Genomic DNA, 508 nt, shown 5'->3' with positions numbered 1-508 from the left:
GAATGCTTCCTTGTCTTTTTTACGGAACGCCTCTGCCGCCTGTTTATGGATAGCCTGTCCGAGGTTGGACATCAGCTGCCGCTGGACATCGACAATATCAAAACGATAAGGATCGGAGTCTTCCAATCGGGCGGCATCTTTTAGCAACAAGCCTTCGGCCTGAACTACCGACAGAGGAGAGTAGGGAATCCCCAGACCGGCGTTCGGGCCGGATTTTTTTACGTTCACAGCTGGACGGGCGGCGATGATGGAACTGCGTTCTGTCCCGTTTGTTCCGGGGCGATAGGGCCCTTCTAACAGATGCAACCAAGCCTGATGCGCGTTTTCGGACGGTTTTCCGTAGCGACGGTCTGCGTAACGGCAGAGCCATTCTTCGATATTGACTTCATCTTTATGGAGAGGCATTTCAAAAGCCAGATCATAATATACCGGATTTTGCTCGATAGACTCCATAAAGAGACCGGAACCACAAACATTCGGATTCTTTTTCACCGCATTTACATATTGG

1 protein-coding gene is annotated in these 508 nt (G+C 50.4%); it reads right to left on the bottom strand.

Translation table 11 applies throughout. The features are described 5' to 3' along the window. On the bottom strand, window positions 1-508 hold a 508-nt coding region (locus BHV83_RS21465; protein ID WP_286758039.1), incomplete at both ends, for an alpha-N-acetylglucosaminidase C-terminal domain-containing protein.

Source organism: Parabacteroides sp. merdae-related_45_40 (genome assembly GCF_001915675.1).
Note: the sequence above shows the minus strand (reverse complement) of the source record. Positions and strands in the feature narration are given on the sequence as shown.